The sequence below is a fragment of the Oxynema mangrovii CENA135 genome (assembly GCF_016632315.1).
GTDB classification, from domain to species: Bacteria; Cyanobacteriota; Cyanobacteriia; order Cyanobacteriales; family Laspinemataceae; genus Oxynema; species Oxynema aestuarii.
Map to the genome: position 1 here is coordinate 934,428 of NZ_JAEOXH010000002.1, position 23,028 is coordinate 957,455.

The window sequence follows — 23,028 nt, forward strand, 5'->3', positions numbered from 1 at the left end:
CGTTGAGGATTCTAAAGTGGTTGCTACTCCCGAAACTGTCGAGAACAATAGCCGTAGCCCGCAGGTCGGCGATCGCGTCGCCGTCTTGCTGATGGGATATGGTGAGGTGGAAAGTTACGAAGATTTCGCCAACTATAACGAGCAGGCGCTCAACTTGCTCACCGCCAAATTCGCCCCGGTTCCGACCTGGATTTATCCGCCGTTGGCGAAACTGCTGGCCCTGTTCGATTTTCACGAATGGAACCACCAACACGATAATTTTATTTCTCCCCACAATGCCATTTTCGAGAAACAACGCGAAGGCATTGAAAAGGCGCTCCAACAACGGTGGGGCGATCGCGTCGAAGTCTTTAAAGCCTTTAACTTCTGCGCCCCCTTCCTCCCCGAACAAGTCCTCGCCGAAATTCAACAGCAAGGGTTTCAAAAACTCCTGATCTATCCCCTCCTCGTCGTCGATTCGATTTTCACGAGCGGGATCGCCGTCGAACAGGTCAACAAAGCCCTCGATCGCCTCGCCGACGAAGATTCCGGCCACTCTCCCATTCAGTCGATGCGCTATATCCCCTCGTTCTACAACGAACCGGACTACATCGCCTTGATGGCCCAACTGGTCGAAGAAACGATCGCCGCCGAACTCCGTGGCGACTACCTCCCCTCGGAAATCGGCATCGTCCTCATGAATCACGGCTGTCCTCACAAAGCGAAAGGGTTTACCTCCGGAATCCGCGAAAGTGAGGCCCTCTACGAGTCCGTCCGCGAACGACTGATCTACCGCTATCCCCTCATTTCCGTCGGCTGGCTCAATCACCAAACCCCCTTAATCGAGTGGACCCAACCCAACGCTCACTTAGCTGCCGAAAATTTGATTCAACTCGGGGCGAAGGCGATCGTGTTTATGCCGATCGGCTTTGCTACGGAAAATCACGAAACCTTGCTCGACGTCCACCACATCATTCACGCCCTCGAAGCGCGCCACGATCGCGTCCGCTACGTGCAGATGGCTTGCGTCAACGAACATCCTCAATTCTTACAAATGGCTGCCGAGTGGGCTCACCCGCAAATTGAAGCCCTCCTCGCGGAAACCGAGGTCAGCGCCGCTTCGGCGAGTTCCCCTCGGACTCATGCTCGCGGCCACACTCACAGTCATGCTCATTCGCACGCCCATTAATATTTAATGTTTCCGATCCACAGAAGGGTAGACCTTCGCCTACCCTTCTTTTTTGGGGGACGAAGCGATCGCGATCGCTTCGTCCCCCACGTCTGCAACGCTAAAAGCTTCTAAAGCGATTCCATATCCATTTGCATCGTCATGTCCATTTCTACGGGCATCGCTTGCACCGAATTAGAACTCTTCGATCCGATCTCCATTTGAGTGTTGGAATCGATCGCGATCGAACCGCGCACGGGCATCATTTTATCCAATTGTAAAATCACTGTTCCCCGTCCGTTTCCGGTATAAGATTTGAGGTCAATTGTCGCATCGGGCGGCATTCCCGGTAACTGTGGACTTTGGGGATCGGCGTTTTGAGTGACCGCGATATCTAAGGTAATGCGATTGTCTTGTAATTCGACAATTTCATAAGTCGCAATTTGCTCCAATTTCATGCCATTGACCGCCGGAGAATTGGCAATTTGCCAGCGCGCTCCCACACCGATCGCCTCGGAAGGTAACGGCGTAGAAATCTCTTCGATCGAACTCATGGTGCGATCGAACAGTTGTTGAGTATTGGGGTCGATATTGCTGGGAAGATCGAAGTTCGCTAGCTTCGTCGCCCCATGTTTGTTAACGAGCATGGTTCCGGTCATTCCCACGATCTTCTGCAGTTCGGAACGGATCGCCTCGACCATCATCGGTGGGGAATTCGCCGCGTCCGTGACGTCGGATTCGGTATAAACGAAACTCACGTGAATGTCGCCATTGTCTTCGACGCGATCGACGACTGTTTCCATTTTCATCATCATTCCGGGCATATCCATCGCCGGAATCATGCGTCCGGCGATCGACATATTCATATCCATATTGGTAATGACCGACAAGATTTCTTTAGAGTTTTCGGGGGGAGAAAAACTCAATTCTTGCCGGGGTTCGACCCCGCGATCGAGCAGTTGAAAGCGGTTGGTATCGGTCGGGCGATCGCCACTTTCAACTGTGTCTAATTGGGCGGTTTGTAATGGGGCGACGCGGACATCCGCCGAGGCTGTTTGGGGACGCTCGATCGAGGCGGCGATCGAACCCGCCAAGAGGACGAGGGTGCAACCGCGCCAAAGTTTTGATTTCATCAATTTCATCAATAATTATCCTGATTTTTACAAGTTGAGGGAATTGGATGTATCTGGTCAATTTCACCTATTTTTTTCGGGTCGATCGCCCCTGAAACCATCGCTGAGATTAAGTGTGAAAAGGGAATAAGTCGAGGGTAACTTATCCCCTTTGGGTTTACGGTTCGAGGGGAATCAGCACCCACATAATCAGGTATAACACCAGTCCCGGTCCGCCCATTAACGCCAACAGGACAAACGCCAACCGGACGACGGTCGGATCGATGCCGAAATATTGCGCCACTCCACTACAGACTCCGGCAATTTGTTTGTTACGTTGGCTGCGATAAAGTCGTTTGCTGTTCATCATTGGGATCGAATACTCTCTTGTTCAGGTTAACCAAACTCTCGCACGAGATTGGCGATCGCAACACAAATTATAGATTTTCGATCGCCACGGGTTCGATCGCGTCCGCCGGATCGAACCCGAACACCCGGGCGTAAAAATAAAACTCGCCATCGAGGGCGCGTTTGATATTTTCGCCCCGGCGAAAGCCGTGTTGTTCCCCTTCAAAGGCGACGTAAGCGACGGGTAAACCTTTACCGCGCAGGACTTCGAGCATGGTTTCAGCTTGATTGGGCGGGACGATTTTATCTTCGAGTCCTTGGAAGAAAATGACCGGACACGAGAGGCGATCGCAGTGATGAATCGGCGATCGCTGCTCGTACAAGTCCCGGCGATCGGGATACGGACCGATTAATTTATCCAGATAGCGAGACTCGAATTTATGGGTATCTTTCGCTAGGGCTTCCAAATCGCTGACGCCGTAGTGGCTGGCTCCCGCCTTGAAGGTATCTCGAAACGTGAGGGCGCACAATGTGGTATAGCCTCCGGCGCTGCCCCCGGAAATCGCCAGACGATCGCCATCGACGAGGCCGCGATCGGCCAAATATTTCGCCCCGTTGGCGCAGTCGTCCACGTCGTAAATGCCCCAATGGCCGTGCAGTTGCAAGCGATAATCCCGTCCGTAGCCCGTACTGCCGCGATAGTTGACATCGAGGACCGCAAAACCGCGCGAGGTCCAATATTGAATCCCCAAACTGAGGGTGCTGCTTGCCGAAGCCGTCGGTCCGCCGTGGCTTTTGACCAACAAGGGGGGTAATTCGCCCTCGGGGGCTTCGTAGTCGGGATTTTGCGGCGGGTAGAAGATGCCGTAAGCGGTGGCGCCTTCGGTGGTCGGAAAGGCGATCGGTTTCGGGGTGGACAGGTAGGCACGATCGAAGTCTAAGGTGGTGGACTGGCGCAGAATTTTGTAGGTTCCGGTGTCTAAATCCAGTTGGACGACTGCGGTGGGTTCGCTGGCGGACCCGCCAATAAACACGGCGCGGTTGCCTTGGACTTGTAGGGACGCAATGGAGGTGTAAGGGGTTTGAATCTCTTGCAATTCGCCAGTTTTGACATTCAAGCGGCCTAAGTGCGATAAGCCTTCGCGGCTGTAACTGCACGCGATCGCCTCCGGGGAAATCAAGCCGTAAGTGGACATCCCGAATACCCAGTGGGGTAAGCCGAATTCTGCGGTTTGCGGGCAGATTGCTCGCACTTTTTGTCCGTTCCAGGTATATAAATTCCACCATCCCGAGCGATCGCCGACGAAATAGAGCTGACCGTCCTCGGACCATTGCGGTTGAAAGATCGACTCGTCATGACCGCCTGCCACCCGTTGGCTGTCGCCGAGGTTGCCGTCGGCGTCCAGAGATGCCACCCACAATTCCGTAGCATCCCACGGCATATCTGGGTGATTCCAACTCAACCAGCACAATTGGGAACCGTCGGGACTCAGGCGGGGAGAGGAATAGAAGTCGTCCCCGGCGACGAGGACTTGCGTGCTACTTCGACCGTCGAGGGGGATGGCGGCGATCGTGTTGACGGGTTCTCCGGCGCTGCTGTGGTCTTCCCGGACCGCGATTAAGCGCTGTCGGGGTCGGTCAAGGTCGAAATCGGCATAGCGGCGACCGTCGTCCGGGGTCATCGCTTCCGGGTCTCCTCCGGGGTCCTGGCGATAAAGCCGTTGGTCGCTGAAGTTGACAAAGTAGACCGTCTCTTCGGCGACGAGATAGGCGCCGCCCCCATATTCATGAACGCGCGTGCGGACGTTGAATTCCGGTGGGGTGACGTCTTCGGTTTTGCCGTCGGGACGGCGCCGGGCGATCGCGTACCGTCCGCCTTCGGTCGGTCGCATTTCCAACCAATAGACCGTCTCGCCATCGAGGGCCAGTTGTCCGATGCCCACCGTTCCCGCAATAATAAGATCGGAGGAAATCGGGGATTTCCAACTGCCATAGGCTTGGATTTGCCGTCGGGTCATGCTTTCGGTCTCCTAAAAACTACGAGTAAGGGTGTTCGAGGTTAAAAAAATCTGACATAAAAAAGCTTTCCTCGATTAAAAAATAGCCATTTGAGGATTTTTTTAAAAGCGGGGAAGGTAAGAATAAATTCCTAGGATTTTTGTTTGGGCAGTCGTTTGATGTAATCGCGGATGACCTCAGACATGGAAACGCCCCGACGGTCTGCTTCTGCTTGCAATCGCTCTTTTTCTTGGGCTGTCAATCGAATTTGTAAAAGTTCGTCTCTAGCCATTTTATTTTTGTGTTGACAAATAAACTTACAGATTATCCTCAAGTATAGGCTAAGCTTCCCTTGACCTGCAATCGCGTGTACGTTCGGGGGCGATCGCCCCGTCCTTTGAGTCTGGAGGTCGCGTCAGGCGATCGCGCCAACTCCCTTACAGGATTCTGGATCTACCGTTTTCTCTCGATGTCGTGCATCTTTTGTCAAATTCAGTCGATTTACTGTTTGAAATATCGCTCCTTTGTACTTGTTAGCTGGACGGACAAAACTCTAAAATCTTACTCTGTTTTTTCCAGACTATTATTTGTTTTGTTAACCTTCGGCGATCGCCCCCTTCTACAACCTCACGAATCCGATGATCGAAGCCAGTACCCTCATTAAATTCCTCGTCCCCTTATTTTTAATTTTATCCGGCTTAATTGCTGGATTAATTATTGAAAAACGCCTGATCCAAAAACTAAAATCGATCCCTCAAGTTCGCGACTACGCTCGCTATCAAACCTTTATCGATTCCCTACACGGAATTCCCTTCGTCATCTTTTTTACCGCCGGGATTTACACGGCGTTGATCGCCAGTCAACTCAGCCCCGAAATTCGCTTATTTTTATCGAGAATTATCCTCACGATTATTTTAGGGGCGCTGACTTTAGTTATTTCTCGGCTTTGTATCGGTTTTGTGCGCGTCTACAGTCAGACTTCCGATAGCGATCTTCCTTTAACGTCGTTATTCGTCAATCTGACCCGATTGGTTATTTTTACCATCGGAAGTTTAATTATTCTGCAATCGATTGGAATCTCGATTACACCTTTACTGACCGCGTTAGGGGTCGGCGGTATTTCGATCGGTTTGGCATTACAAACCACGTTATCTAATCTATTTTCGGGATTGAATATTATTATGTCCCGCAAAGTCAATCCCGGGGATTATGTCAAACTGGAAACGGGCGAGGAAGGCTACGTGACCGATGTCACCTGGAGACATACGACAATTCGCGAAATTCCTAATAATTTAATTGTCGTTCCTAACGCCCAGTTAGTTTCGGCAACGTTTAAAAATTATTCGCTTCCCGAACGAGAAATTATCGTCCTCGTGGAAGTTGGGGTCGCTTACGGTAGCGATCTGGAAAAAGTCGAAAAAGTGACCCTCTCGGTGGCGGAAGAAGTGATGCGGGAGGTCGTCGGTGGCGTACCGGAGTTTGAACCCTTCCTCCGTTTTCATACTTTCGGTTATTTCAGTATTAATTTTACAGTTTATTTCGGCGCAAAAAAGTATTTCGATCATCTGATTACGCGCCACGAATTTATCAAACGCCTGCACAAACGTTATCAGGAAGAAGGGATTGAAATTCCCTTTCCCATTCGTCCCGTTTATCCGCAAGATCCAATCTAAGATCTAAAATCTAAAATCTAAAATTTAACCACCCTACGGACTTCTGGGTTCCCAAAAAAAAAGTCCCCGAGAGGAGACGAATCGCCGGGGTAAGCGTTCTCAACCATCGCTTAATAACAAGCGGAGACATCTTGGGGGGTGCCAATCTCGGTTGAGGGGGAGTCTCACTTCTCAAGGACATTTTTAATGTATCGCTGATGCCAGCGATCGCACCTCACCCAATTGGGTGATTCGATCGGGCGATCGCGGGAAGGTCACGCAGCATAAGGGGTTCGACCCCTCACCGATTAACCCTCGGGTAAAAATACCATTTTGGGGACGAGACGGCGATCGCCTTCGGTTTCAGTAATTTCCGCAATTCCGAGAAATTCCCCATCGTCGCGATCGACGCATACCGGGGGGGGGCAATTGACGCTTGCGGGGGGTAGGGGGACGCGCTGACCTTGGCACCAACGGCGGGCAAATTCGGGGGAAAGGGAGACTTTAGATAAATGAGCGAGGGCTTTTTCCGGGGCGATCGGGGTAAATGTGCCACGATCGCACGCGGTTTCTATCTCCTCGAAGGTGACGCTATCCGGGAGGGCAAAACCACAACTTTGGGTACGCGTGAGAGCAGCCAAGGTTCCCCCGGTTGCCAAAATCTCCCCTAAATCGCGGGCGATCGCCCGGATGTAGGTTCCCGGGCCGCATTCGATCTCGAGGACGGCTTCGGGATAGTCCCCGCCGCGCCAGTCGGACAGCGCGATCCGGTAAATCTCGACTTGCCGCGACGGAACCTCCACCGCTTCCCCGGCGCGAGCGAGTTGATACAGGCGCTTGCCGTTAACTTGTATCGCACTATAAGCCGGTGGGATTTGTTCGATCGCCCCGACGAAGCGCCCCAATACCGCCTCCACCGCGTCTCGGGTCAGGGTTGGAACCGGGTTTTGGCTGATGACGGTTCCTTCGAGGTCGTCGGTGGCGGTGGTCACCCCAAAGCGCACGGTGCCGCGATAGGCTTTCCCCGTGGGGAGGTACGGCAACAAGCGGGTGGCTTTACCGACGGCGATCGGTAAAACCCCCGTGGCGGCAGGGTCTAAGGTGCCGCCATGTCCGACGCGCTTGGTTCGCAACAGGCGCCGAATCCGGGCGACACAATCGTGAGAGGTCATGCCAGCAGGCTTGTTTAAATTGACGAATCCTTGCACGATACCGCGATTCTAACTGCTCTTTGCTATCATACGCCGCCTTAGCAGCGCGCGATCGCCCGTCCGAACCGAGAACGGTGGCGGGTTGATTGCCGTTGCCGCTTTTCCCCGGATTGGCACCCCTATTGGCGCGGCTATTGGGTGAGACTGCCCTTGAGACAAGCGGCGATCGCGCAGAAATTCTGCTACAATAATCCGGACTAATTTAGGATGCAAGAGAACTGCACGATAGGAATTTTGGGGAGTTGGGATAAGATTTAATTTGAGATTTAAAGTCGGCTCCAAGTCAAACCTATCAATAAATAGGTCAAAAAGATTAAAAGATGCTCGTTGAGAGCTAACTGTTTAAGAGAGGCGATCGAAAAAATGGCGTTGCACAAATTCAGTATGCCTTAAGAAGGTATGGGGAAATTTTTATCTTTGAGCTAGTCAACGACCAATCGATCGGAAAATATTAACCTTTCTACTGATTTTGAGTAACATTTTTCCGATGGAGACGAGCTAAGTTATGTCGCAGTCTAGTATTTTTTCCTTCTACCCGAGTCATATACTGTTGGTTAACAACGCGATCGATATCGTCAATGAATTTTGGATTAACGGGGTAACCATCCGTGACATAACAAAAGCAATATTAACCGGAAATAAGAATCCATAAAGGCTTAAATGTGGCTCAAGAACGAACCCTTATTTCCCATAAAATGTCAAGTTTACTGTTATTTATGACGATCCACCGTTAGATTTTGTTTTTTTACCCACCTTCCAATTCATCAATCTACGCTTCTTCGGAAATTGCTCGATCGTCCGATTCAGAAGTTGGATTACTCGCGGCAGCTTTTACCCACTTAATTACTGAATTACTGTGTTATGACTCACTTCACTTAGACAGCTATCCGTCTAAACCCATTTCCTTCAACATAGAGATGTAAGCAACACCGTTCGATCTTTTCTGAGTGACACCGTTCGGAATAAACATCTATAAATTGACGCCCAGAATCCTTACAAATATGATTTTGCTTTCCTCTTTTTCCCATTTTATTAATATTCCGGGATTGGCAATCAGGACAGAAGATAAAACATCTAAGCTAAACTTCTCCTTTCACCATACTATATCTGTGCAATGTCAAACCGTCTAACCATAACATAAAGCGATCGCCCTTTGGGAAGAAAAGGGCGATCGCTTTAAAATCAACAGCCAGAAACCAGGGTTCTATGGAAAATCTCTGTCATCCCACTATTTTCGTGATAGAAACCTGGTTTATTGGGCGGGAGCTTGGCAAAGGAGCGATCGCCTTTCAAACAATAGGAAAACGATCCCTTTTCTGTTACTCTGGTTGGCAAAAGCGACCTGTAACTCGCTCGTATTCATCCTCTAGTAGCCACATTTGGCTCTCTTCGTAAGTATCGCTGGTAAAGATAGATTTATAGTTTTGTGCGGGATTTTGAATCGAGAATTTACCCGAGCGTTCTTTTACCAACATCAGAATATAGGGTGGGGAGAGCCAAGGATCGACCCAGATTTCCGCAAACTCCCATTCTGGTTCTGATGCTTGATTAGCGAGCGGATTTGTTATATTTTCAGGGTTTTGTTCTACGCGGTTTGGTGCGAGGGATGACATGATACTTACCTGTGGTCTTTTTGATTTTTATTTCCCCATAGTGGAGAGGAATTTGCGAACCATCTAATTTTAGAATATAACCGATTGGCTCGGTAAAAAATAATCCATAGCGTTCGTATTTATCTTCTAAATCCTCTGCTCCGGTTCTCTCTCCTCTTTGCTTAATTTCCTCTGCAACTTGCTCCATTGTTCGGCGATTATTAAATAAATAGACGATCCCTTCTGTTTCCAGTTCCTTTTGTGATTTTTCGGTGGCAGGGAGATGCTTGTTAATCAGACTGGTTCGGTTTTCCAGGTAGATTTCTCGCTCGATACCACTCATATTATTTTTTTAACAACCCGTCCAACCATAACATAAAGCGATCGCCTCTCTGAAAATCAAAGAGCGGTTGCTTTAAATTCAACAGCCACAGACCGGGTTTCTATGGAAAATCTCTGTCATCCCAGCATTTTCGTGATAGAAATCTGGTTTGTTGGGAGGGAGCTTGGCAAAGGAGCGATCGCCTTTTTCTATATACAAGAAAGCAGAATAGCCAAGCATTTGTAAAATTATTTTATGATTAACATGTCAAGAAGAATACGTAGGAGTATGTCAATTGCTGCTTCTGTAAGCCTTTCTAACAGATAATAAGCTACTTCTTTTAACCATTCTTTAAAGTTTTCTTTGCTTTTCAGAATAACCCTTCGCTGTTCAACGCCTTCTCGCTGTAATAATTCGCGTACTTTTTGTTCTTCTTCTTCTGTTAAAGCCATGTCTACCTCTTTCAGAATATAAATTTACAGTGAAATAAACTTAGGAGTTTTTGTCATCTTTGAGGAACCAAATGATTTTTCAGCCATGTTGTAATCTTGTTAATCATCTCGATATCGTCAGCAAAATCTCGTGTATCTGCTTGGATGACGAGGAAAATTAAATCGCAAGATGGGATGAGCTGCTGATAAATTTTGTCATACTCTCGATCTTCGGCTTCACTGCGTCCATATCCAGGCAAATCAATCACCGTCAAAGTGCCACCTGTTGCCAGAGTAAATTCTTTAATTTGTGCCTCAGTTGTGCCCACGGTGGTGGGACTTGTTTTTAACTGAGCGTTAAAAAGATTGTTAATCGTGGTTGTTTTACCAACCCCAGATTTTCCAATCACTGCTACTTTGGGTGGTAACTCAGTTTCCTGTTTAAACTTTTCCAGTATTAGCTGAAAGTCTTCTTCTGGAATCAGCGTTTTTATATCTTCTAAAGCTTGACTGTTAGCATCACCTACTGCCGCCACACTATTTACTCTCTTTTGACGTTCTTGCTCTACAAAAGCTTGAACTTCTGGATCTGCTAATTTAAATGGATCGGCAGGCTGAACATTACCCAGCTTGAACCCAGCATAAGCATTTTGGATAATCTTAGTCAGCAAACGAATCAAACGATAACGCTTAAGCGCTGAGTAATATTCGATGTTGGCTTCAGATATTTCTGTAGTTCGACCCAATTTTTTAATAATATCCTGGCAACGACGTTCGATTTGCTTTTCTGCCTCCTTGGTGGGACTATTTAAGCGCTTGTCCCACCCGTTGGGAGTCATTTTATCAACTTGATTTAAGCCAATGACGAGTCTCAACGGTGATTTGCTAGTTTGTTTCTCAGAAAATAAGCTGAATGGTCGCTTCAAAAATTCCAACATAATATTTCAACTCCTTGACAATACTTTTATTTTCAGGTGTTCTAGTCCCCACCCATAAACAGATGTATAAGGTACTACCTGCTTTTTCTCAAAAATAACTTTTCCATTAATTGCTCCTTGAAAAATACCGTAAACATCATCGATTTTCTCGGGGATTAGCCTGATTTGAGATTCTGAAGGTTCTCTATTGTCAATATTAAATGGATGTTCCCCTTCATAAACTCCCAGACAATCGATTTTATTTAAAGCCACTATGAAGTATAAAGAGGACTTAAATAATGGCTTTAACTTTTTCAAAAATATTTCATCCCGTTTGTAAGCTCTTGTATCTGCTTGAGTCACCCAGACTAAAGAATCAGCTTTAGGAATCCATTTTTTGTAGTAAGCCATATATTTTTTATCGTCATTCAAACTCTCTCCTATTCCCGGCAGATCTACAACCCGTATTTTTTTATAGGGACAATTCGAGTCAGGAGAGGTATCTAAATCGACAAATTGAGGCTTTTTCGTACAAGCTACAGCATTATCGGTAGCCCAGTTTAGCCCAAACAAAGCATTGAGAGTGCTACTTTTGCCAACCCCAGTTTTACCAAAAAATAAAATTGTTAGTGCATCTTTTTGAGATGAGGGTAAGTATCTGAGGATTTTCTGAATCATAAGACAATTAGTAATTAATGATGCCTTCTTTCTTTCAGAAGAGAGGTAGACAGATAATACAATGACTGTCCAATTTAATATTTTGACAGCTCATTGGTCTCCTGTCACCCTCGACGCGGTGGCATTTGGTGGGGAGTTTTTCCAGCTTTTGGCTTCCTGCTTGGTGACAAAAAGTGACATTTGGTGGCAAAAGTTGTATTTAGTATGATAAAGTAACGTCAAATCTTAACTACTAGATTACCTTGTCTAACACTTATGGAGATTCAGGAAGCGATCGAATGGACGGACGATCGGGTTTTTGCTAAAACAGGAAAGCGTCTTGACTCACTGCAACGCACTATCTTAGAAGGAACTTTAGAGAATCAAAGTTACAAGCAAATCGCCGAAGATTATCACTGCACTAAAGACCATACTAAAAGAGTCGCTGCGGAATTATGGAAGTTATTGTCGGATGTGTTAGGGGAAGAGGTCAAAAAAAGAAATTTTAAATCCACATTAGAAAGAATAGAATTTTCCCATATTTCCAATTTTGGTTCTGATTTGCAAATTCTGAGTAACATAAATTTTTGTAGTGAAATTTGCCATTATCCAAAAGCCAAAAAAGCGGCAAAAACCCGATCGCCCATCTCCCCCTCTACCTCTACCAGCAAACAACCAGAACAACGCCACGATTTAACCGAAGCCCCGGAACTGGAACATTTCCACAATCGCACGGCAGAAATCAACCTGTTGAAACAGTGGAGTATTGACGAAAAAATCCGCATTGTTAATATTTTTGGATTGCCGGGAATGGGCAAAACAACCCTGGCTAGAGAACTGGTCGAAAACATTAAAGATAAGTTTGACTATATTGTCTGGCGCAACTGCAACAACAGTTTTGCCCTGAATTCTCTAAAAATAAACTTAATCCAGTTTTTTTCTCAAAATCAAGAAACTAAATCATCATCCCTCATCGAGTATTTACGTTTAAATCGCTGTCTGATTATTCTCGACGATTTTCAAGAACTGTTTGCTTCTGGGGAATTTGCAGGAACTTATCTGCCAGAAGCTGCAAGTTATGGGAAATTCTTAAAAGAGATCGCGCGATCGCCTCATAACAGTTGCTTTCTCTTACTGAGTTGGGAAAAGCCCACAGAAGTTGCTACTTTAGAAGGAGAAAACCGCCATTGCCGGAGCTTACAACTGGGCGGTTTGTCAGAAGATGCGGCAGAAATATTAATCAATAAAGGATTGAAAGATGAAGAGAAATGGGGAGAATTGATCCGACTCTATGGGGGCAACCCGTCCTGGTTGAATATTCTTGCGACTACTATTGAAGACTTATTTAATGGCAGCGTCGATCGCTTGTTATCTTATCCCAGTTTATGCTTGGGAGACTTAGAACCGATATTACAAGAATATTATCAACGCTTATCCGCATCTGAAAAAATAGTCATTCAATGGTTGGCCAACCAAGAAGCCGCCGATATTTTTGCTAAACCCGAAGTAGGGGCGGTTCGCGAACGGCTCCTACGGGATGTAGATTTTTTGACGGCGATCCAGTCTTTGCGAAAACGGGGTTTAATCGAAAAAGTCTGCGATGATAATGGGGAGTTGTTGTTGGCGGTTCCAGCTTTATTTAAAGAGTATGTGAAACATCAATAAGTTAATAAATTTTTCTGCAATCTACCCAGAAACTGTGTTTTTAGCGCCCCCACACGCAGGTGACTTGAACTGAATCCCCCCATCACTGGGAGAGAGTCCAACTGCACGATCGCCACTAGGCAAATAGGTACACTATATACATAGCTATCAGTTTTTTATTTAATACTCATTGCTTAATCTCACACAAGTCTGTGCGCCGACAGCCGATCGCCCGTCGCGCCCCAATCGAGAAAGCGGGTCAACGATCCCGAGAAGCCATCCAAAGCGATGCAAGAGAGACCACAGCCGAGCAAAAGCCAGTTTGGGTCTACGGCGTTACACTATAGGGTGAAGACGTTCTATTCAAGGACTGCCAGAGGTTCGAGCCAGCAGGCACTGAGCGATCGCTCCGAGGCAGCAGCTCAAAGGCAATCGACTATGAAAGGTGTTTGGAAACAATGGATCGAGTGGGAAATGCTCAAAGCCGATAAACGTGGGGTGCGCGATCGAGGTCGTTCGAGACTCAACACTACAGGGAGTCCCCCGAAAGGGAAATCGCGGGGTCGGGTACGATCGCCCCTGACCCTTGAATTCGCCCGACGCATGTTAACCGTCGTCGCCTCCGTCGCGATCGCCCAAGGCGCCTTATCTGGGGGGGCGGCGATCGCCCAAAATAAAAGCGAAAACCTCAGTTACAGCCAACTTTTAGAAAAAATTGAAGCCAACGAAGTCGAAAGCGTGGCGATCGATCCCGAACAACGGATCGCCACCGTCGAACTCAAAGGCGTCAAAGGTGAAAAACAAGTTCTTCTGTTCGATCGCTACCCGGAATTATTTCAAAAAATCCACCAACAAAACCGTCAAGGCGGCGAAATCATCGCCTTCGACGTCCAACCGTCCGCCGATCGCACGATGGCTTTCAGTATCGTCGCCCATTTACTCCTCATTCTGCTCCTGATCGGCGGTTTGATGACCATTTTGCGGCGATCGTCCCAAGCGGGAAATCAAGCGATGAACTTCGGCAAATCCCGCGCCCGCTTTCAAATGGAAGCCAAAACCGGAGTCCTTTTCGACGACGTCGCCGGAATCGAAGAAGCCAAAGAAGAACTGCAAGAAGTCGTCAGCTTCCTCAAAAAACCCGAACGCTTTACCGCCGTCGGCGCCAAAATTCCCAAAGGCGTCTTGCTCATCGGTCCGCCGGGAACCGGGAAAACCTTACTCGCCAAAGCCATTTCCGGAGAAGCCGGAGTCCCCTTTTTCAGCATCTCCGGTTCCGAATTCGTGGAAATGTTCGTCGGCGTCGGCGCCTCCCGCGTCCGGGATTTATTTAAAAAAGCCAAAGAAAATGCCCCGTGTATCGTCTTTATCGACGAAATCGATGCCGTCGGTCGCCAACGGGGCGCCGGAATTGGCGGCGGAAACGACGAACGGGAACAAACCCTCAACCAATTACTCACGGAAATGGACGGGTTCGAGGGCAATACCGGAATTATTATTATCGCCGCGACCAACCGCCCGGATGTCCTCGATCGCGCCTTATTGCGTCCCGGTCGTTTCGATCGCCAGGTGACTGTCGATTTACCCAGTTATAACGGTCGCTTGGGTATTCTCAAAGTTCACGCGCGCAACAAAAAGCTCGCCTCCGACGTTTCGATCGAACGGATCGCCCGTCGGACCCCCGGGTTTTCTGGCGCCGATTTGGCGAACTTGCTCAACGAGGCGGCAATTTTAACGGCGCGACGCCATAAAGAGGCGATCGGCGAGTTGGAAATTGAAGACGCCATCGATCGCGTCACCGTCGGTTTGCGCCTGACTCCCTTACTCGACAGCAAGAAAAAACGCCTGATCGCTTATCACGAAGTCGGTCACGCCTTGCTGATGACCTTACTCGAACATTCCGACCCTTTAAACAAAGTGACGATCATTCCCCGTTCCGGCGGGGTCGGCGGTTTCGCCCAACAACGGTTTGACGAAGAAATGATCGATAGCGGCTTGTATACCCGCGCCTGGTTGATGGATCGGATTACAATTACCCTCGGCGGGAGGGCGTCGGAAGATGTGGTCTTCGGCGATTCGGAAGTGACCATCGGCGCCAGTAATGACCTGCGGGTGGTCAGTGAGTTGGCGCGGGAAATGGTCACCCGTTACGGAATGTCCGATCTCGGTCCGGTAGCGTTGGAAAATGAGAATAACGAAGTCTTTTTAGGTCGCGATTTCATGTCGAAATCGGAATGTTCGGAAGAATTAGCGACCAAAATTGACCGCCAAGTCCGCGCGATCGCCGTCCATTGCTATGAAAAAGCCCATCACATTCTCGGTCAACATCGCGAGTTGATGGATCGCTTGGTCGATTTACTCATCGATGAAGAAACCATCGAAGGCGATCGCTTCCGTGAAATTGTCGCCCAATACACGGAATTACCGGAAAAACAACTCGTCGGCGACGTTAAATGATAACTAAAAGATAACTCGATCGGTCACCGAACGATTTAAGACGACGGGCGCGATTGACGTCCGTCGTCTTCATTTGTTTTCCCATATATTGATTTACAAGTTGATTTCAGGTCTTTTTCTCCTCAAGGGCGATCGCTCCAATCACTCCAAACCGATGGATACTCGATCCCATATTTGCCAAAAGTGTGTTTCGCCCGTTGGATCAGATCCGTTTGATAGATAAACTCATCTCTAGCATCCATCGGATAAGATTTGACCTGAAAATGACTTCCCCAGGGCTTTTCTGACAAAATCACGACAATCGGTAATTTTAATTGCGTGTATTTGCTCGTATAAGCGGCTTGATAGAGAATTTTCATCACCAATTCCACGTCAACCCCATGCGCCAAGTAAAAATGGGTAACCGCTTGCGCTTCTAACTCCCCCGCATTCGCATTGGAAATCGGATCGGTCCAGATTTTATTGTGGGGAATCGTCACTAAATTATCGTCAGGGGTTTTTAAACGAAACCCACGCAATCCATAACTGACAATTTCCCCATAATGCTCGCCAATTGCCACGCGATCGCCCACTCGATACGGCCCTTCAAATAAAGCAATAAATCCGGCAATTAAAGAACTGGCATAATCTTTAAATGCAAAGCCTAACGCCACGGCAGTTGTTCCGGTCAGCGCTAATAAATTATTCGCCGACAAGCGAACAAATAAACGAATGAGGGTTAAACCCGCTATTAAAATAATCACTGCACGGCAAAAGGGTAAGGACTGCTTGAAAGCCAAGCGAAAACGACTGGGGACTTTTTCCGATATCCAGTCAATTAGTTTTTCATTCGCCCACAATATACCGTAAGTTGCGGCGACAATGACGATGGCGATCGCGATTTTATAAAGCGTGATTTCGGTGAGCGATTCAAGTCCCGTTGCTTGACTTGAATTTCCGTTACTTTGGAGTAAAAATAGGGTTTTCATTGGAAATATAAATAGAGGCAACAGTCAAAAGGGAAGAATGAAGATAAATATTACGAGAAAAGAAAACAATATTTTCTAGAATTGGAAATTATTTTAAAATATATCTGATTTTTACCTAATCACAAAAACTCACTGTTAAGATCGAACAGACTAAAATCAAACCTTATCCTTACCAACTAAAAAGTTATTACTCTCCAAAATATCTCGTAATTTTGGATAATAAGCGGGATTGACCCAGAGAAAATCTTTTTGACGTTCGATCGCATCCGCCAACCACAAAAAATGTACTCTCGCTTGCACGGTCGTTTCACTTTCTCCTAAACTTAAGGCTAAATGAGATAAACTCATGCCTCCGTGAAGTAATAAAGAATACAGCAAGTAGCGATCTTCGGGGAGTAAACTCGGTAAATCGGGAAGTTTGGGTATTTTAGGAATAATTTTTATCGTTTTGAGCGATGATTCTGCGATCGCTTCCGATTTTTCCTCCTCGTCTTCCGACGGTTGCGGACAAACGAGCGATCGCCACCATAAATCGGCAGCTACACTGGGAATTCCCGAGGAAAGATGAGCTAGATAGCTAAAATATTGCTGCCAAAACTTATCGATTTTTTCTTCATCAAATTCTTCAGAAAATTCAAAGTTTAGAGGATTTAAAATCGGATCGAGCCAAGCTTTTAATTCCTCGGCATTTAAGCCGGGTAAGGAGAGGCGATCGCCTAAATATGCACTGAGTTTAGAAACATAATCAAAATATTGCCAAGACCACCGATTGCACCCGATCAACCAAAATCGAGAAGAATCCGTAAAAATCATTTCCCGGAGTAATTCGATCGCTTCTAATCCTTCAATACACCGCACAAAACACCATTCTAATTGAGGGACAATCACCAAGCTTTGCCGTTTTTCTAAGATATCGGTCGATCCCTCGTCAGAAAAACCGATCTGAGTCTCACCGATCGCCTGTTTTAACTGCACGCTTAAACTCGCATAATCGGAGGGTCTTCTTTCCCAATCGAGCGATCGCTCGTGGGTCCACTGGCGCTCGATTTTGGTTGCGATAGTTTCGCAAAAAAGCAGGGGAAGGCGATCCGTGGGGCTGCCGAGAACCACTAGGCTATTCGGGGCTTCGGGATCGCTGCGCCAATTTTCAAAAGCTTTGCTAAATGCATCTTTTAACGCTTTTTGATGGGCGATCGCCGTCGGCAGTTCTTCGGTTTTGCGCTGTAGTTGCCGGGTAATATCGACAGGCAAATTTTGCGTTGGCTTTCCCGATCCATTGCCTTCGGGATTCGTTAACCAGTCTTGCGATTTTGCCTGTGTATTGCGATACCAAAATTTAATAGTGTCCAGTACCAAAATGCTCTTTCTCCCCGAAGCGATCGCCCCTGATTTAAGGTTTAAATTGATACTAAAATAAATAATTAAATTCGATTTAACGTGGGAAATTTAAACGTGATGAATTTTAGGATATAACATTCCTTTAACAGGTTGACCGCCGCGAAGATGTCGCTCGATAATGGTCGGGACTTCATCGGGATGCACTCGCCAATACCAAATCCCATCGGGTTCGACGAGAACCATCGGACCGTTACCACAATGTCCGGTACAACCGCATGTTTTAATGGTGACTCCTTCTACCGGATCTCGTTGAAAAGCGGCGAGGACGCGATCGCTCCCGTACTGGCGACAGCAGCGATTTTGGCAAACGAATACTTGTTTTTTTATCGGAGTAAAGCTCATGGGAAACTTTAGAGTTTAGAGTTTAGATTTTGGATGGTTAAATTATAAAACTTATCCGGCGATCGACCGGAGACGCCGGGTGAAGTGTTAAGGGATTAAAGCACAAAAGGCAGCCTCTCGGGCCGCCTCTTGGATTAATTTAAGCTAAAACTAACGATCGCCGTTCCCTATTGAGGGGCGATCGCCGCGTCGATGGCTTCGCGCACGTCGGGAATAAAAACCGAATACATCCCGCGTAAATCGCCAGGGTTGAAATTATAGGCTAAATCGTTGGGATAGTTATCTTTGACAAATTGAGGGCGATCGTTTTTAGCGCCGTGACAGGCTAAACAACTCGCTTCTACATTAATCCGGCGATAATAACGGGTTCCTTCGCGACCGTCGATCGTTTCGCGATCCCAGAAACCGACTAAATCGGAATCGAGGTCAAATTTATTGAGGGCGACTTCGGCTTTCATTCCGTCGGGCGCATGAGCGGGATTGCGATATTTTTTGGCAATTTGTTTGACTTGCCAGTTGTTTTCTTTAGCTAATTCTTGCGCTCGCATCCCGACAGGTTTGCAAACTTCTTTCATCGTTTGCATCGTCGGTTCGGTGTCGGGGTCGATGGTCGCCGCCAACTCCGATCGCATCGAGTCGAGATATTCGATTTCGCGAACGGCTTTGGCTAACTCCTGGGGATTGGTTTGCGCGTTGGCGCTTTGAGGATGCCAACCGAGGAGAAAAAGAGCCAAACACAGACTGATAAATAGTTTGGAAAGTTTGGAAAGTTTGGAAAAATTAGAATGCCACATAATAAAGGGTTTTGAACTTTGCTACAAAATCACGGTCAATGGGGTAGCAATTTTTTAACAAATTGCTACCCCATTGACAGCGATCCCCGCTACGAGTTGGTGACGGTCACGGTCGTACCATCTTTCAAATCGGTGGAGGGTTGGAGGATGACGCGATCGCCGCGTTCCAAACCGGAAAACACTTCGACCCGATCGCCCGTTTCGCTACCCGTGGCGATCGCCTGGAAGCGGGCGCGATCGTCAACCACTTTATACACCCCCGTAATCCCCATGCGTTCGACGATCGCCGCTTTGGGAACGCTTAAGGCGCTCCAGTACGCTCCTTGCTCGCCGACGGAAGGTTTCGCACTCAGGCGGATACGTCCGAACATTCCGGGAATCAAATCCGGCTCGTACTCCAGGGCAATTTTGACGGTAAAGTTGTGAGCGGTCGGGTCGGCGGAGGGGATAATTTGAGTGACTTGTCCGCTTACGACGCGATCGATCGCGTCGAACTCGACCTCAAAATCGTCTCCCTGGCGCACTTGTTTGACGAAGGATTCGGGAATGGCGGCGCTAAAGCGCAATTTTTCCGTACTTTCGAGGGTGACTAACGGTTGTCCCGGCCCCGCCATGGCGCCGACTTCGGTATGTTTGCGGGTGACGACGCCATCGAAGGGCGCCTTGACCGTACCGTAATCTAAATTGGCGATCGTCTGTTCTTGGCTCGCTTGGGCTTGTTCGACCCCGGCGCGCGCTTGGGCGATGCTGGCTTCGGATTGGTCTACGGCCCCTTGCGCTTGTTCGATCGCCGCGTCCGCTTGGCTCACTTGAGACCGAGCCCGTTCGACTCCCGCCTCGGCTTGGGCGATCGCCGCTTCCGCTTGGTCGATTCCGGCTTCGGTTTGGGCGATCGCGCGGTCGGCTTGGTCGATTCCGGCTTCAATTTGCCCGATGCGCGCTTCGATGACGCTGACGCGGGTATTGGCGGTGTCGAGTTGGGACTCGCTGATCGCGCCTTGGGAATATAACAAGCTCATGCGCTGTTGATGTAATTCGGCGTCGGCGAGTTCGGCTTCGGCTTCGCTCAGTTGCGCTTGGGCTTCGCGTTTGGCGGCGATCGCCCGTTCTCGTTCGGCTTGAGCTTGCCGCTTTTGCGCTTGCGCCTGGTTGCGATTGGCGATCGCTTGATTGAATTGGGCTTCGGCTTGCGATCGCGCGGCGACGGCTTGATTTTTTCCGGCGATCGCCTGGATTTGCGCCGATCGCGCCACGGTGACGGAGGCTTGAGCTTGGGCGATCGCGGCGGTGGCCCGATTGCTTTCGGCTTGGATATCTTTGGCGTCGATCTCGACCAAAATATCTCCCTGGCTCACGCGATCGCCTTCTTCCACGGATAAGCGTTGAATCTGCCCCATCACCCGACTGGTTACGGTTACGGTGTCGATCGCTTCCGTGCTGCCGATGGCGCTGCGATCGGCTTGGGTCGTTTGTTCGATCGCCGGGGCGACCCGGACGGCGATCGCTTCCGGGGTCGTCGCCACGGCGGCAGATTCGACGGGTTCCCGTTGGACCGTATTCGCCAACCACCAGCCTGCTGCCGAGGAACTGGCGACAATCACGACAAGTCCGCCGAGGAGTAACGGTAAAGATTTGGGGGGGTGCCAGTGGCGATCGTCTAAACTCTGCATGGGGTCCTCCTGGTGACGGTTGCTTGCTCGATGAGGGGCGAAAGTGAGAAAAATTGGTCGATGGGGTTCGATCTCGGACGGCGGCGGGGGAATCTCGGGGAGAGGGGGCGATCGCCCGCAATTTTCCTCCTCTTTGTTGACGAAATCGGTTCGATTTTTTTAACAAAAATCTGTAAAAATTTACGAAATTGTAACCGATTCTTTCGAGGAGATTTTCTAGAAAAGGAAGGGGCGATCGCCTAGATTCAATCCAGAATCAATTAAGAATGTGCCAGGATTTTTCGATCTTGTAAAAGATGACGGGCGCTGACACACAAACCGAGTAAATCTGGGTCGATTACCCGGTAGTAACGACAAACGCCGACGCGCTTGCACGCTACAATTTTAGCATCTTTTAAGAGGCGTAAATGTTTGGAAACGTTGGCTTGGTTCAAGCCCGTGCGATCGCAGATTTCTTGAACGTTCCGTTCTCCCCCACAGATCGAGGATAAAATTTGCAAGCGCGCGGGTTCTCCCAAAATTTTGAATCGGTTAGCCAGAGATTCGAGTTCGTCTGGACTGAGGTTCATTTCCATAGAGAAATTCCTGAAATTGACTGCTGAATTCAATACGTTTGAATCGGATCGCTGGGCGAGTCAAGTTCGCGCGATCGCAACGGACGAGATGACCTCTGATGGGGAGACCAAACGGATAATTTATAGATTCATTCTCTGACGACCTCCGTTTCCGAGTTAAACTTACGTTTCTACCTTCGATCCCCCGACTCCGGCGAGCGATCGCCCCTGTTCGAGTGCGATCGCTTCGTCGGGATCGAGGGGTTCGACGAGGGACAGGCCCAAGGTTCGCAGTCCCAAACGCTCGAACCACGGCACTGCCATTCCCCAGCGCATTTTGGCGAGGAAAAACTTCTCGAACGCCAGTTTGCTCCAGCTCACCCAGCGCCCCTGTTTGACCACGGCCCGACGGCGTTTTCCGGTTTTGCGATCGGGGAGCACCGGATCGGCAATGAAAATTAAGCCCGTATCGCCAAAGTCGGCCATGCAAATCGCTTCTAAGGTCGGTTTGACGGGTTTGCCGCTCATGACGCCGAGTTCGAGGGCGATATTGTGAGCCGCCGCCATTCCCATCGCTTCGGTCATTTGTCCGGTTTTGGGAACGCCCAAGGGCAGGGGGGTCACTTCCGGCGGGGCGATCGCCACGGCAATCCCGGCGGCGTAGACCGAGGGAAAATCCCGATGGCGCCCGGTGGGTAACACGGGAATAAAGCCGTTTTCGTCGCCGAGTCCGGGGGTCGATCGCACGAAGCGAGGCCCGCGAAATGGAGGCAAGAGCATTGAATAGGCAAAGGGAACCGATTCGCCGTTACTCAAGCAGACGCGATCGCGCTCGATCGAAGTAATCTCGGTATTCTCCATCAACGTCACCTCCCGTTTTTTCATCAAGGCGGTGACCATTTCTGAGGAGTTCGCCATCCCCCCAATCCCCAGATGTCCCGCATAGGGTTCCGGGGTGATGAAGGTAATCGGAACGCGATCGCGCAAGCCGTACTTTCTCAAGATAAAATCGGCTAATAACGCAAATTCATAAGCCGGACCCATGCAACTGGCTCCCGGTACGGCGCCGACCACTAACGGTCCGGGATTTTTTAAAAACGCTTTCCAAGCATCGCGAGCGATTAAGGCATGTTGCGGGTTGCACACGGACTGAGTATAACCGCCGTGCGGTCCCAAGCCACTGACGGCATCGACAGCTAATTCGGCTCCGGTGGCTACGATCAGATAGTCGTAGGCGATCGCGCGATCGCTGACTCGCAGTTGTTGCCCTTGAAGATCGATCGCCTCGACGCGATCGTGAATCCATTCGATCCCCTGACGTCCCAATGCGGTTGCCAGGTCTACTTGCACCCGTTCTAGGGGCATTAAATCCATTCCCACCCACGGTAATGAGGGAATGAAGGTGAATTGCGCGCGATCGGAAATTAACGTGACTCGATGGTTCTTCCCGAGGAGATGTCGCAACTCATAGGCTGTCGGCAATCCCCCAATTCCGCCCCCGATGACCACAATTTGTGCCATTTGTTTTTTTATCCTCCATCCGGTAGACCCGATGCCGATTGCGGCGATCCCGAAGACCGACCTGACGGGCGATCGAATCTTAACGACTATTTATAACTAAATACTTATTTAATCATACTACGGGGGGATTGACAAGACCCGATCGCGATTCCACTGCGAAGCCCTGGGACAACCGAGACGTGAAAACCGCCACCACGACCGTCGCCATCGCTCCGGGGCGATCGAAGTTTTTTATTTTTTTAAACGGTTAAACCCCTTCAAGGGCAAGGCTTTGCCCGCATTTACTGCCAAAATTT

24 protein-coding genes are annotated in these 23,028 nt (G+C 48.9%); 5 read left to right on the forward strand and 19 right to left on the reverse strand.

The genetic code is table 11. The features are described 5' to 3' along the window. Window positions 1-16: 16 nt before the first annotated feature. Window positions 17-1,168: a ferrochelatase gene (locus JJD41_RS17720; RefSeq protein ID WP_200668834.1), complete on the forward strand. Its 1,152-nt coding sequence runs from the start codon at window positions 17-19 to the stop codon at window positions 1,166-1,168. Between the two features lie 110 nt (window positions 1,169-1,278). On the opposite strand, the gene JJD41_RS17725 is transcribed toward JJD41_RS17720, so the two are convergent. From JJD41_RS17725 to JJD41_RS17740, 4 genes are all read right to left on the reverse strand, one after another. After that, window positions 1,279-2,280: a hypothetical protein gene (locus JJD41_RS17725; protein ID WP_200668835.1), complete on the reverse strand. Its 1,002-nt coding sequence runs from the start codon at window positions 2,278-2,280 to the stop codon at window positions 1,279-1,281. Window positions 2,281-2,437: 157 nt separating this feature from the next. Beyond that, entirely contained in the window at window positions 2,438-2,629 is a 192-nt protein-coding gene (locus tag JJD41_RS17730; protein ID WP_234488895.1) for a PspC domain-containing protein, read from the reverse strand. Between the two features lie 67 nt (window positions 2,630-2,696). Next, entirely contained in the window at window positions 2,697-4,625 is a 1,929-nt protein-coding gene (locus tag JJD41_RS17735) for a S9 family peptidase (RefSeq protein ID WP_200668836.1), read from the reverse strand. A gap of 131 nt (window positions 4,626-4,756) precedes the next feature. Further along, complete coding sequence (locus tag JJD41_RS17740) at window positions 4,757-4,897, reverse strand: ribbon-helix-helix protein, CopG family (RefSeq protein WP_200668837.1); 141 nt, start codon at window positions 4,895-4,897, stop codon at window positions 4,757-4,759. 346 nt (window positions 4,898-5,243) lie between these two features. Between JJD41_RS17740 and JJD41_RS17745 the strand changes: the two genes are divergently transcribed. Continuing rightward, on the forward strand, window positions 5,244-6,278 hold the full coding sequence (locus tag JJD41_RS17745; RefSeq protein ID WP_200668838.1) for a mechanosensitive ion channel family protein: 1,035 nt from the start codon (window positions 5,244-5,246) through the stop codon (window positions 6,276-6,278). A 287-nt stretch (window positions 6,279-6,565) separates the two neighbouring features. Here the strand turns inward: JJD41_RS17745 and truB are convergent, their stop codons facing one another. The 8 genes from truB to JJD41_RS24960 form a co-directional block, all read right to left on the reverse strand. After that, entirely contained in the window at window positions 6,566-7,465 is a 900-nt protein-coding gene (truB, locus tag JJD41_RS17750; RefSeq protein WP_200668839.1) for a tRNA pseudouridine(55) synthase TruB, read from the reverse strand. A gap of 463 nt (window positions 7,466-7,928) precedes the next feature. Further along, window positions 7,929-8,048, reverse strand: coding sequence for an IS1 family transposase (locus tag JJD41_RS25775; RefSeq protein WP_200669253.1), 120 nt, complete (start codon window positions 8,046-8,048; stop codon window positions 7,929-7,931). A gap of 295 nt (window positions 8,049-8,343) precedes the next feature. Next, on the reverse strand, window positions 8,344-8,535 hold the full coding sequence (locus JJD41_RS25930) for an IS1/IS1595 family N-terminal zinc-binding domain-containing protein (protein ID WP_459543068.1): 192 nt from the start codon (window positions 8,533-8,535) through the stop codon (window positions 8,344-8,346). 252 nt (window positions 8,536-8,787) lie between these two features. Further along, on the reverse strand, window positions 8,788-9,081 hold the full coding sequence (locus tag JJD41_RS17760; RefSeq protein WP_200668840.1) for a hypothetical protein: 294 nt from the start codon (window positions 9,079-9,081) through the stop codon (window positions 8,788-8,790). Continuing rightward, window positions 9,041-9,403 (reverse strand): DUF6972 family protein, encoded by a 363-nt coding sequence (locus JJD41_RS17765; RefSeq protein WP_200668841.1) that lies wholly within the window; start codon window positions 9,401-9,403, stop codon window positions 9,041-9,043. The genes JJD41_RS17760 and JJD41_RS17765 overlap by 41 nt, the downstream gene beginning before the upstream one ends. A 227-nt stretch (window positions 9,404-9,630) precedes the next feature. After that, window positions 9,631-9,834, reverse strand: coding sequence for a hypothetical protein (locus JJD41_RS17770; RefSeq protein ID WP_200668842.1), 204 nt, complete (start codon window positions 9,832-9,834; stop codon window positions 9,631-9,633). A gap of 53 nt (window positions 9,835-9,887) precedes the next feature. Then, window positions 9,888-10,751 carry a GTPase family protein gene (locus JJD41_RS24955; RefSeq protein ID WP_234488897.1) on the reverse strand — a complete coding sequence of 288 codons (864 nt, stop codon included), beginning with the start codon at window positions 10,749-10,751 and terminating at the stop codon, window positions 9,888-9,890. 6 nt (window positions 10,752-10,757) lie between these two features. Further along, window positions 10,758-11,408, reverse strand: a complete 651-nt coding sequence (locus tag JJD41_RS24960) for a GTPase family protein (RefSeq protein WP_234488898.1) — start codon at window positions 11,406-11,408, stop codon at window positions 10,758-10,760. A 61-nt stretch (window positions 11,409-11,469) separates the two neighbouring features. Between JJD41_RS24960 and JJD41_RS17780 the strand changes: the two genes are divergently transcribed. The 3 genes from JJD41_RS17780 (at window position 11,470) to ftsH (ending at window position 15,485) form a co-directional block, all read left to right on the forward strand. Further along, window positions 11,470-11,616, forward strand: a complete 147-nt coding sequence (locus JJD41_RS17780) for a hypothetical protein (RefSeq protein ID WP_200668843.1) — start codon at window positions 11,470-11,472, stop codon at window positions 11,614-11,616. 47 nt (window positions 11,617-11,663) lie between these two features. After that, a complete protein-coding gene (locus tag JJD41_RS17785; protein ID WP_200668844.1) occupies window positions 11,664-13,052 on the forward strand; it encodes an NB-ARC domain-containing protein in 1,389 nt (462 codons plus the stop codon). 582 nt (window positions 13,053-13,634) lie between these two features. After that, window positions 13,635-15,485 (forward strand): ATP-dependent zinc metalloprotease FtsH, encoded by a 1,851-nt coding sequence (gene ftsH / locus JJD41_RS17790; RefSeq protein WP_234488990.1) that lies wholly within the window; start codon window positions 13,635-13,637, stop codon window positions 15,483-15,485. Between the two features lie 122 nt (window positions 15,486-15,607). On the opposite strand, the gene JJD41_RS17795 is transcribed toward ftsH, so the two are convergent. From JJD41_RS17795 to JJD41_RS17825, 7 genes are all read right to left on the reverse strand, one after another. Beyond that, on the reverse strand, window positions 15,608-16,453 hold the full coding sequence (locus tag JJD41_RS17795; protein ID WP_200668846.1) for a mechanosensitive ion channel family protein: 846 nt from the start codon (window positions 16,451-16,453) through the stop codon (window positions 15,608-15,610). A 156-nt stretch (window positions 16,454-16,609) separates the two neighbouring features. After that, on the reverse strand, window positions 16,610-17,809 hold the full coding sequence (locus JJD41_RS17800; protein WP_200668847.1) for a hypothetical protein: 1,200 nt from the start codon (window positions 17,807-17,809) through the stop codon (window positions 16,610-16,612). A gap of 90 nt (window positions 17,810-17,899) precedes the next feature. Further along, on the reverse strand, window positions 17,900-18,193 hold the full coding sequence (locus tag JJD41_RS17805) for a (2Fe-2S) ferredoxin domain-containing protein (protein ID WP_200668848.1): 294 nt from the start codon (window positions 18,191-18,193) through the stop codon (window positions 17,900-17,902). Between the two features lie 167 nt (window positions 18,194-18,360). Continuing rightward, window positions 18,361-18,987, reverse strand: coding sequence for a Tll0287-like domain-containing protein (locus tag JJD41_RS17810; RefSeq protein WP_200668849.1), 627 nt, complete (start codon window positions 18,985-18,987; stop codon window positions 18,361-18,363). A gap of 89 nt (window positions 18,988-19,076) precedes the next feature. Next, on the reverse strand, window positions 19,077-20,657 hold the full coding sequence (locus JJD41_RS17815) for an efflux RND transporter periplasmic adaptor subunit (RefSeq protein ID WP_200668850.1): 1,581 nt from the start codon (window positions 20,655-20,657) through the stop codon (window positions 19,077-19,079). Between the two features lie 260 nt (window positions 20,658-20,917). Then, window positions 20,918-21,226: an ArsR/SmtB family transcription factor gene (locus JJD41_RS17820; RefSeq protein WP_234488899.1), complete on the reverse strand. Its 309-nt coding sequence runs from the start codon at window positions 21,224-21,226 to the stop codon at window positions 20,918-20,920. 168 nt (window positions 21,227-21,394) lie between these two features. Beyond that, window positions 21,395-22,732, reverse strand: coding sequence for an NAD(P)/FAD-dependent oxidoreductase (locus JJD41_RS17825; RefSeq protein WP_200668851.1), 1,338 nt, complete (start codon window positions 22,730-22,732; stop codon window positions 21,395-21,397). Window positions 22,733-23,028: the final 296 nt, after the last annotated feature.

Excerpts from the sequence above, each read along its gene's own strand:
- JJD41_RS17785 (WP_200668844.1), top strand. The coding sequence starts at position 11,664 with ATGGAGATTCAGGAAGCGATCGAATGGACGGACGATCGGGTTTTTGCT.
- JJD41_RS17780 (WP_200668843.1), top strand. The coding sequence starts at position 11,470 with ATGACTGTCCAATTTAATATTTTGACAGCTCATTGGTCTCCTGTCACC.
- JJD41_RS17820 (WP_234488899.1), bottom strand. The coding sequence starts at position 21,226 with ATGAACCTCAGTCCAGACGAACTCGAATCTCTGGCTAACCGATTCAAA.
- ftsH (WP_234488990.1), top strand. The coding sequence starts at position 13,635 with ATGTTAACCGTCGTCGCCTCCGTCGCGATCGCCCAAGGCGCCTTATCT.
- JJD41_RS17735 (WP_200668836.1), bottom strand. The coding sequence starts at position 4,625 with ATGACCCGACGGCAAATCCAAGCCTATGGCAGTTGGAAATCCCCGATT.
- JJD41_RS17725 (WP_200668835.1), bottom strand. The coding sequence starts at position 2,280 with ATGAAATCAAAACTTTGGCGCGGTTGCACCCTCGTCCTCTTGGCGGGT.
- JJD41_RS17770 (WP_200668842.1), bottom strand. The coding sequence starts at position 9,834 with ATGGCTTTAACAGAAGAAGAAGAACAAAAAGTACGCGAATTATTACAG.
- JJD41_RS24960 (WP_234488898.1), bottom strand. The coding sequence starts at position 11,408 with ATGATTCAGAAAATCCTCAGATACTTACCCTCATCTCAAAAAGATGCA.
- JJD41_RS17825 (WP_200668851.1), bottom strand. The coding sequence starts at position 22,732 with ATGGCACAAATTGTGGTCATCGGGGGCGGAATTGGGGGATTGCCGACA.
- JJD41_RS17765 (WP_200668841.1), bottom strand. The coding sequence starts at position 9,403 with ATGAGTGGTATCGAGCGAGAAATCTACCTGGAAAACCGAACCAGTCTG.
- JJD41_RS17815 (WP_200668850.1), bottom strand. The coding sequence starts at position 20,657 with ATGCAGAGTTTAGACGATCGCCACTGGCACCCCCCCAAATCTTTACCG.
- JJD41_RS17795 (WP_200668846.1), bottom strand. The coding sequence starts at position 16,453 with ATGAAAACCCTATTTTTACTCCAAAGTAACGGAAATTCAAGTCAAGCA.
- JJD41_RS17740 (WP_200668837.1), bottom strand. The coding sequence starts at position 4,897 with ATGGCTAGAGACGAACTTTTACAAATTCGATTGACAGCCCAAGAAAAA.
- JJD41_RS17805 (WP_200668848.1), bottom strand. The coding sequence starts at position 18,193 with ATGAGCTTTACTCCGATAAAAAAACAAGTATTCGTTTGCCAAAATCGC.
- JJD41_RS17760 (WP_200668840.1), bottom strand. The coding sequence starts at position 9,081 with ATGTCATCCCTCGCACCAAACCGCGTAGAACAAAACCCTGAAAATATA.
- JJD41_RS24955 (WP_234488897.1), bottom strand. The coding sequence starts at position 10,751 with ATGTTGGAATTTTTGAAGCGACCATTCAGCTTATTTTCTGAGAAACAA.
- JJD41_RS17810 (WP_200668849.1), bottom strand. The coding sequence starts at position 18,987 with ATGTGGCATTCTAATTTTTCCAAACTTTCCAAACTTTCCAAACTATTT.
- JJD41_RS17730 (WP_234488895.1), bottom strand. The coding sequence starts at position 2,629 with ATGATGAACAGCAAACGACTTTATCGCAGCCAACGTAACAAACAAATT.
- JJD41_RS17745 (WP_200668838.1), top strand. The coding sequence starts at position 5,244 with ATGATCGAAGCCAGTACCCTCATTAAATTCCTCGTCCCCTTATTTTTA.